Annotated in this window: 10 protein-coding genes; 8 read left to right on the top strand and 2 right to left on the bottom strand. The window is 66.9% G+C overall.

Annotation, left to right across the window (positions count from 1 at the left end; genetic code table 11):
* Nucleotides 1–157: 157 nt before the first annotated feature.
* Together ACWELQ_RS30385 and ACWELQ_RS30380 are read left to right on the top strand one after the other, a co-directional pair.
* The gene (locus tag ACWELQ_RS30385) at nt 158–2104 is read left to right on the top strand and encodes a glycosyltransferase family 39 protein (protein WP_452400464.1); all 1947 of its coding nucleotides are present in this window, start codon (nt 158–160) and stop codon (nt 2102–2104) included.
* Nucleotides 2105–2172: 68 nt separating this feature from the next.
* Nucleotides 2173–2733 (top strand): hypothetical protein, encoded by a 561-nt coding sequence (locus ACWELQ_RS30380; RefSeq protein WP_452400463.1) that lies wholly within the window; start codon nt 2173–2175, stop codon nt 2731–2733.
* Here ACWELQ_RS30380 and ACWELQ_RS30375 read toward each other — a convergent pair whose 3' ends face one another.
* Nucleotides 2734–3495, bottom strand: coding sequence for an MBL fold metallo-hydrolase (locus ACWELQ_RS30375; RefSeq protein WP_452400462.1), 762 nt, complete (start codon nt 3493–3495; stop codon nt 2734–2736).
* A gap of 172 nt (nt 3496–3667) precedes the next feature.
* Between ACWELQ_RS30375 and ACWELQ_RS30370 the strand changes: the two genes are divergently transcribed.
* Complete coding sequence (locus ACWELQ_RS30370; RefSeq protein WP_452400461.1) at nt 3668–4240, top strand: helix-turn-helix domain-containing protein; 573 nt, start codon at nt 3668–3670, stop codon at nt 4238–4240.
* Between the two features lie 13 nt (nt 4241–4253).
* On the opposite strand, the gene ACWELQ_RS30365 is transcribed toward ACWELQ_RS30370, so the two are convergent.
* Nucleotides 4254–5156, bottom strand: a complete 903-nt coding sequence (locus ACWELQ_RS30365) for an oxygenase MpaB family protein (RefSeq protein WP_452400460.1) — start codon at nt 5154–5156, stop codon at nt 4254–4256.
* A 214-nt stretch (nt 5157–5370) separates the two neighbouring features.
* Between ACWELQ_RS30365 and ACWELQ_RS30360 the strand changes: the two genes are divergently transcribed.
* From ACWELQ_RS30360 to ACWELQ_RS30340, 5 genes are all read left to right on the top strand, one after another.
* A complete protein-coding gene (locus ACWELQ_RS30360) occupies nt 5371–5595 on the top strand; it encodes a hypothetical protein (protein WP_033089859.1) in 225 nt (74 codons plus the stop codon).
* A complete protein-coding gene (locus tag ACWELQ_RS30355; protein ID WP_452400459.1) occupies nt 5596–5784 on the top strand; it encodes a hypothetical protein in 189 nt (62 codons plus the stop codon).
* A complete protein-coding gene (locus ACWELQ_RS30350) occupies nt 5784–6650 on the top strand; it encodes an MlaE family ABC transporter permease (RefSeq protein WP_452400458.1) in 867 nt (288 codons plus the stop codon). Before ACWELQ_RS30355 ends, ACWELQ_RS30350 begins: the two co-directional genes overlap by 1 nt.
* 1 nt (nt 6651) lies before the next feature.
* Nucleotides 6652–7515 (top strand): ABC transporter permease, encoded by an 864-nt coding sequence (locus tag ACWELQ_RS30345; RefSeq protein WP_452400457.1) that lies wholly within the window; start codon nt 6652–6654, stop codon nt 7513–7515.
* Nucleotides 7516–7524: 9 nt separating this feature from the next.
* A partial coding sequence (locus ACWELQ_RS30340; RefSeq protein ID WP_452400456.1) for an MlaD family protein occupies nt 7525–8120 on the top strand: 596 nt, incomplete at its 3' end.

Here is an 8120-nt window from a genome sequence, read left to right as displayed (position 1 = left end):
CCCCCGAGGCGGGGCGGACAGGATCGGCTTCGATGACCGCGGCGGACGATCGGCGCGGTGGAGGAAGGACGACGTGATGACATCGACTGTGCCGCGGACGGAGGTGACCGGCGGGCATCGGCGACCCGCCGGGAACACCGGGGGCCGGCGGGCCACGATGGTCCGGCTACTGGTCGGACCGGCGAATCAACCACGGTGGGCGCGACCGGGACTGCTCGTGCTGCTCGCCTTGACCGCGGTGTTGTACGTATGGGATCTCAGCAGTTCGGGATGGGCCAACGAGTACTACTCGGCGGCCGCGCAGGCGGGGTCGCAGAGTTGGAAGGCGTTGCTGTTCGGGTCCTTCGACGCGGGCAACGCGATCACCGTGGACAAGCCGCCCGCCGCGTTGTGGGTGATGGGGCTGTCCGGCAAGATCTTCGGGTTCAGCCAGTGGTCGGTACTGCTGCCGCAAGCGCTGATGGGTGTCGCGTCGGTGGGGCTGCTCGCCGCCACGGTGCGGCGGTTGAGCGGACCGGGGGCGGGGCTGCTGGCCGGGGCCGTCGCGGCGCTGACGCCGGTGGCGGTGTTGATCTTCCGGTTCGACAATCCGGACGCTCTGCTGGTGCTGCTGCTCGTCGCGGCCGCCTATTGCACGGTGCGCGCCATCCAGGCCACGGGTGATCGGGTGTGGTCGGCGTCGACCGGGTGGTTGGCGCTGGCCGGGCTGGCGGTCGGGTTCGGCTTCCTGACCAAGATGATGCAGGCGTTCCTGATTCTCCCGGGGCTGGGCCTGGCGTTTCTCCTCGCCGCGAAAGGTCCACTGCGCCAGCGGATTTCGGCTCTGACTCTGGCCTGCGTGGCAGTCGTGGTGTCGGCCGGATGGTTCATCGCCCTGGTGGAGCTGTGGCCCGCGGATTCGCGGCCGTACATCGGCGGCTCGACCGACAACAGCCTCTGGCAGCTGGCGGTCGGTTACAACGGCCTGGGCCGGATCCTCGGCGGCAACGGCAACATGGGCGGCAGCGCGCCCAAGGGCATCGACCTTCCCGAAGGCATGCACGGCTTCGCCGGATTCAGCGGAACCTCCGGCATCACCCGCCTTTTCAACGCCGAGATGGGTGCCGAGGTCTCCTGGCTGCTCCCGGCCGCGCTCATCGCGCTGGTAGCCGGGCTGTGGCTGACCCGCCGCGCCCCGCGCACCGACCCGACCCGTGCGGCCTTCGTCCTCTGGGGCGGTTGGCTGCTGGTGACCGGGTTGACGTTCTCCTACATGAGCGGCACCGTGCACCCGTACTACACCGTGGCCCTGGCCCCCGCCATCGGCGCGCTCGTCGCGCTGGGCGTGCGTGAACTATGGTCGCGCAAGGCGCATCCGGCGGCCCGCCTGACCTTGGCGGTTATGGCCGCAGGCACCGGCGCGTGGTCGTTCGTGCTCCTGAACCGCACCCCGGACTGGCTGCCGTGGCTGCGCTGGACCGTGTTGATCGGCTCGATCGTGGTGGCACTGGCCGTGATCGCCGGTACCCGGCATTCGCGCCGGTACGCAGCCACCCTCGCCCTGGCGGGCATGCTCTTCGGACTCGGCGGCACGAGCGCGTGGGCGGTAGCCACCGCGACTCAGGCACACAGCGGCGGCAATCCGGCCTCCGGCCCCACCAGCCAGACCTTCGGCCCGGGCGGCATGCCAGGGCCCGGTTCAGGTTCAGGCGACGGACCCGGTTCGGACATGGGCGGCGACACTACCGAAACCCAAGGCAGCGGGCATGGGCCGACCTCATCATCTGGCAGCAACACCGAGCTCGTGTCACTCCTGAAGGAGTCCAACTCGCGCTGGGCGGCGGCGAGTGTCGGGGCGGGTGATTCCGCGAGCCTCGCCTTGAATTCCGGCAAGTCGGTCATGGCGATCGGCGGGTTCACCGGTAGTGACGACTCCCCTACGCTGGCGCAGTTCCAGTACTACGTGTCCACGGGCCAGGTCCGCTACTTCGTGGCGAGTGGCTTCGGGATGGGCGGGTCGGATTCGAGCAGCGCCCGGATCACCGCGTGGGTGAAGGCCAACTTCACTGCCGAAACCCTCGGCGGCACCACCGTCTACGACCTGTCCCAGCCGCACACCGCATGAGCGTCGAGTACGCGCGCGGGCCGCGGCCAGGACCCGCGGTGGATCTCTATTTCAGTTCCCCCTAAAAATTGCGCGGGGCCGCGGTCCCAACTCTCGAGGAGATCCGCCTCGAGAGTGCGGACCCCCGCGCCGTCCGAGTCCGCCTCTCGGCGTTCGAGCGGGTCAGCCACCAACTCACCGAGCAGCTGGTGCGACTGCTGGTGGCCGAGCGGTTCGCCGTCCCCGACCGCACCGAGCTCTACCGGGTAGGCAGCCGCATCGACTACGCCGTCGACCACCTCGAATCGGTCGGCCGCTTGATCGAAATCCACCGCCTCACCGCCTTTCCCGACGAATTACTGCACCTGATCCGTCTGGCCGCCGACGCGGCATGGTGCACCGCGCAGGGCCTCACCCGGGTCCGCTCCCCCGAGGTCATGCCCCCGTATTGGCGTGACTTGCAGCGGCTTTCACAGGAAGCGGACCTGACCTCGCGCAACCTCTACGCCCGCCACTTCGGCACCGACTGCCCCGCCGACACCGCCGCTCTCCGCGAGATCAGCACCGAAACCGCCGATGTCACACACCTGCTCGACGCCTCGGCCCGCACCATGCGAGGCGTGGTCGAGCGGTGGCGGAGCATCGCGTGATCAGCCGATCGGTGGGGCGAGGTATTCCAGCGTGTAGCCCTCGCCGGCGGGGGTCACGCGGGCGATGCCGGGTGAGTCGAGGTGGGCGCCTGCGACGAAATGGTTGGGGCGGGTGAGTTGTTCGAGGAGGGTTGCGCGGGCGGCGCGGGCCTGGGGTTGGTCGCCGTCGAATTCCCAGGACACCTTCGGCTGGTCGAACTGGAGGGTCGGGACGTGGACGGTGTCGCCCCATACGAGCAGATGGCCTGCGCTGCTGCGGATTTCGTAGACGGTGTGGCCGGGAGTGTGGCCCGGGGTCGGGATCGCGGTGGTCCAGTCGTTGATGGCGACCGGCTCCGAGACCGGGACGACCCGGTCGCGCAGGGGTTCGAGGCGACCGGTGAAGACCGAGACGTCGCCCGCTCCGATCCAGACGCGTTCGAGTTTTGTGAACGGCTGCGAACCGTCCGGGGCGATGAGGCCGCTGACGTGGTCTTCGTGTCGGTGGGTGATGGCCGCGTCGGTGATCTGGTCGCGATCGACGCCCGCTTCCTCGAGTGCGGCGTAGATCAATCCCATGGTCTGCTCGTGCCAGTTGTCGGATGCGCCGGTGTCGATGAGCACCGAGCGGGTGCCGTCGGTGACGTAGAAGGCGTTGACCGCCAGTCGCAGATTGCCACCGACCAGCGGCACGGCGACCGGCACCACCGGCAGCACACGCCCCTGCTCGTCACGCAGCCGCGTCGGCGGCATGTCGATGTACCCGTCTCGCAACGAGATCACTTGCAACTCACCGAATTCGAACGTGGCATGGAGTCTGCCACTCGAGGTCAAACGCACGGATCCTCCAACCGTTTCGGGCGCGCACAGCGGCACGTCTCCCAAAGAAGACTGTATCTTCTTTAGAAGAACCGTACACTGCGGGCAGCGAAACACCCAGGGATCGAGGAGCACGGTGAGCGAGCAGGACCCAGGCGCGTTCGGCGGGAACGTGCGGCGACGCCGCGAGGAGGCGGGGCTTACGCTGGAACAGCTTTCGACGCAGTCCTCGGTCAGCCGCGCGATGCTGTCGAAGGTCGAACGCGGCGAGAAGAGCCCGACCATCGGCGTCGCGACCAAGATCGCCCAGGCGCTCGCGGTGTCACTCTCCGACCTGATCGGCGGTCCGGCGGTCGCCGATTCCGGCGTCGCCGTCGTCCTGCGCAAGAACGACCGTCCCGTATTCCGTGATCCGGAAACGGGTTTCGAGCGGCACGTAGCGTCAGCGGCCCCGGGTGCGGGCGGCGCAGAGATGGTCGTCCACTACCTCCCCGCCCACGTCTCCATGGGTCTGCTGCCCGCCCTCCCGCCGGGTACCGAAAAGCAGGTCGTGGTACTGAAGGGCGCGGTCACCGTCGCGATCGGCGGCGTCACCGAGATCCTCGACACCGGGGACTCCATGTTCTTCCTCGCCGACGTGGACCACGGCTTCGACAACCACACGAGCGCCCCCTGCGAATACCTCATGTTCATCTCCCGCAGGAGCTGAAAGCTGTTGCTTACTAGATCAATTCCTTGTGCCGCCGCAGCCGGTGACGCACGTTCGACATCATGGTGCGGGTGCCCATGGTGCGAATGAACCTGGGAATGAAGCGATTCACGAAGCCGACGAACAGAAACAGGTGCTCGAAGCGACGCTGGTCGGCGGCGGTCCAGGAGACGCCGAGCTGTTCGCGGAAGTACGGCGGTAGATAGCCGACGGTCAGGAAGCGCAGCAGTCCGCCGAAGAGCACACGCAGGTACCAGTGGATCATTCGCAGGTGCAGCAGATCGTCGATGAACGCGCGAATCTTCTCGTCGGCGGCCACCTGCTCACAGGCCACCACCCAGTACTCATCGAATTCGGCGCGGGTCGCGGGCCACATCTCCTCGGTGACCTGCAAGGTGGTGCCCAGCGGCGCGGACGTCGAGTAGAACGCCTCGGCCTGTTCGGCGCTCATCTTGCCGTTGAGCAGCTGGTAGGAATCCTCGAAGCCGATGTAGAGGCAGGCCGCGACCCACATCTGCAAATTGCGGTCGAAGGCGTTGTAGCGCACCGCCGCCCCGGGTTCGGACTTCACCTGCCGATGCGCCACATTGATCGCCTCGCGCATGGCGATCTTCTCCTCGGCCGTCCCCAGGATCGCGACCGCGAGGTAGGAGGCGGTGGTGCGCAACCGTTTCCACGGATGCACCATGAGCGCGCCGGATTCGACCTTGCTGTCGGCCACCCCGTGCCCGACGCCGGGCCGCGCCATCTGCATGGCGACATTAGCGGCCGCCCCGGAGAACTGCCAGAAGTCCAGGGCGTCTTCAAGTTTCGGCGGCCGCTTCCCGTCGGGCCGGTGCACGCCGGGGATGCGTATGCGGGTCTGTTCGAGAGTGAGGGCCGACTCGCCGGACGGCGGCACTGCCGCGAGTGTCATGGTTCCCCTTCCGGGTGAATTTCACGATGAACGGATACTAACTTAGGTTCGGCGGCCACGGCCAGAGTCGGCCATCCAGCGCGATACTGCACCAATATAAGCCGAAGGAAAGATCTCCGGAACCGCTTCACAACCAAAGAATCATGAGTAACATACGCTGCTGCGGCCGCTCGTGCACAGGGGCACGGGCAGGGACCGAAAGGACGCTCGCGGCATGCTGAAACGCTTGGATCGCATACTCAGCTACGAGATGAAGGTGTCGGAATTCCTCGGCACGCTGATCATTCTCGGCATTCCCTACGGACTGGTGGGGGTGGTGTGGACCCTCACGCACACCTCGCATCTGAAGCAGCTGCACGGCATCGATGTGATCATCTCGTTTTTGGGATCCATCGTGTGCTGGCCGGTGCTCACCTTCTCGAATGTGTGCATGACCTAGATGATGGCGCTGGTCTGGCTCATCGACATCCTGGTGATCGGCATCAAGATCCTCGGTGGGCGCATGGAAGTCAATCCCGTTCTGCGCGTGGGCCTGTGGGTGGCCGTGCTGTGCGGTGCGGTCGCGGGACTCGCGGCGGTCGGGATCGGTCTGGTCGCGTTGCAGCACTATCTGGTGGAGACGGCCTGATGACGACACTCGAAAAGCATTCCGCCACAGCACAAGAACCTTCGGAGCTGGATCGGATCGGCCGGAGCGTGCGCGGCCTGTGGCAGCGGCATCCGCAACGCTCGCTGGAAACCCTGGGCCGCCAGGTCGATCTGGGTCGGGATGCCCTGAAGCAGCTGGTCGTCTCGATCCTGCGGCGGCGCTTCCCCTACCGGGAATTCATCAAGCAGTGCGCTTTCATGACGAGCGTGTCGGCCGCGCCGACGGTGCTGGTGGCCATCCCGATCGCGGTGGTGGTCTCGATTCAAGTGGGCGCGTTGGTCAATCAGGTCGGCGCGACCACGTTCATCGGCGCGGTGGCCGGGCTCGGCATCATCCGCCAGGGCGCGCCGCTGGTCACCTCGCTCATGATCGCGGGCGCGGTCGGGTCGGCCATTACCGCCGATCTGGGTTCGCGGACCATCCGCGAGGAGATCGACGCCATGATGGTGATGGGCGTGGACCCGGTGCGGCGGCTGGTCGCCCCGCGGATCGCGGCGGCGGTGCTGGTGAGCATGCTGCTGTGCGGATTCATCGTGTTTGTCGGCTTCGCCACCGCGTACCTGTTCAACGTGTACGCGCAGTCAGGGACGCCGGGTTCGTTCATCGGCTCGTTCGCCTCCTTCGCGGTGGCCAACGACCTCGTGATCGCGGTGCTCAAGGCGGCCATCTTCGGGCTGCTGACCGCGGTCATCGCCTGCGATATCGGCCTGCACGCGCACGGCGGTCCGGGCGGCGTGGCCAATGCGGTGAACTCGGCGGTCGTGAGCTCCGCGCTGATGCTGTTCGCCAGCAATATCGTGCTCACCCAGCTCTACAACACGCTGCTTCCGTCGAAGGTGGTGTGAGATGGGCTCGACCTACACTCCCCCGGCGCTGCGACCGGTGCGAATGGCCGCGAACGTGGTGTCCATGCCGGTGCAGGCCAATCAGCGCCTGGGCCATCAGGTCATCACCTTCTTCCAGGCCCTGATCGCGATTCCGTTCGTGCTGAAGCACTATCGCAAGGAAGTGCTGCGCCTGACCGCCGATGTCGGCTGGGGCAACGGTTCGCTGGTGGTGGGCGGCGGCACCATCGGCGTGGTGATCGCGCTGTGCGGATTCGGCGGCATCACCGTCGGCATGGAGTCGTTCACGGCGTTGAACCTGCTGACCATGTCCCCGCTCACCGGAGCCATCTCCGGGTTCGCCACCACCCGCGAGCTCGCGCCGATCATCGCCACCCTGGCGTTCGCGATCCAGGCGGGCTGCCGCTTCACCGCGCAACTGGGATCCATGCGCATCTCCGAGGAGATCGACGCGCTGGAATCCATTGCCATCCGGCCGCTTCCGTACCTGATCAGCACCCGCATGATCGCCTCGACGCTGACCATCGTCCCGCTCTACAGCGTGGGCCTGGCGACGGCGTACCTGGCGACCAAGCTGTCGGTGCTGTTCCTCGGCGGCACCACCGCCGGCACCTACGACCACTACTTCTTCCAGTTCCTGCTGGGACCGGACGTGTTCTGGTCGCTGCTCAAGGTCATGGTCTTCGTGATGATCTCGACGTTCATCCAGTGCTACTACGGCTACGTCGCCACGGGCGGGCCCGAAGGCGTCGGGGTGGCGGCGGGGCGGGCCATCAAGATGGTCATCGTCGTCATGGTCTTCGTCAATCTCTTTCTGACCCTTGCGATCTGGGGCATCGACCCTGGCTTCCGCATCTCGGGATAGGTGTGTGGAATGATTCTCGATCCCAGCGGCCGGGGCCCGACAGCCCGGCAGCTCACGCTGGCCGGACTCGCCCTGATCGCCACGGTGACACTGCTGGTGTATCTGCTGACGCTGCGCTACAACGGCCGCTTCGAGGACAAGGTCGCGGTCACCGCCGAACTCACCAGCACCGGCGACGGGCTGCCCGCGCACGCGGACGTGAAGTTCCGCGGCATGGTCGTCGGCCGCGTCGAGGACGTGACGGTGGTGGCCAAGGGTGAGCGGCAGCGGGCCGCGCTGGCCTTGAAACCCCAAGTGGCGGGGACGATTCCGGCGACGGTGGCGGCGCGGGTGATCCCCAACAATATCTTCGGCGTGACCGCCGTCGAACTGGTCGACACCACGCCCACCGGCGATCGGCTGCGGGCCGGGGCGAGCATTCCCGAGGACACCAGCGCCGCGACCGTCCAGCTGCAGACCACCCTCAATGTGTTGCGCACCGTGCTCAACAATATTCAGCCCGAGAAGCTCGGCCGGGTGCTGTCGACGCTGTCGGCGGCCCTCGATCCCGGTACCCGGGCACCGGGCTCCACGATCGAACGCCTGGATCACTGGATCACCGAGGT

The sequence above is a fragment of the Nocardia sp. NPDC004722 genome (genome assembly GCF_053601505.1).
The sequence above is the reverse complement of the archived record's forward strand: the minus strand, read 5'-3'. Positions and strand labels throughout refer to the sequence as shown.

Bases quoted from the DNA above. Each gene is read 5' to 3' on its own strand.
- ACWELQ_RS30345 (WP_452400457.1), top strand. From the start codon at position 6,652: ATGGGCTCGACCTACACTCCCCCGGCGCTGCGACCGGTGCGAATGGCC.
- ACWELQ_RS30355 (WP_452400459.1), top strand. From the start codon at position 5,596: ATGATGGCGCTGGTCTGGCTCATCGACATCCTGGTGATCGGCATCAAG.
- ACWELQ_RS30385 (WP_452400464.1), top strand. From the start codon at position 158: ATGGTCCGGCTACTGGTCGGACCGGCGAATCAACCACGGTGGGCGCGA.
- ACWELQ_RS30350 (WP_452400458.1), top strand. From the start codon at position 5,784: ATGACGACACTCGAAAAGCATTCCGCCACAGCACAAGAACCTTCGGAG.
- ACWELQ_RS30365 (WP_452400460.1), bottom strand. From the start codon at position 5,156: ATGACACTCGCGGCAGTGCCGCCGTCCGGCGAGTCGGCCCTCACTCTC.
- ACWELQ_RS30360 (WP_033089859.1), top strand. From the start codon at position 5,371: ATGCTGAAACGCTTGGATCGCATACTCAGCTACGAGATGAAGGTGTCG.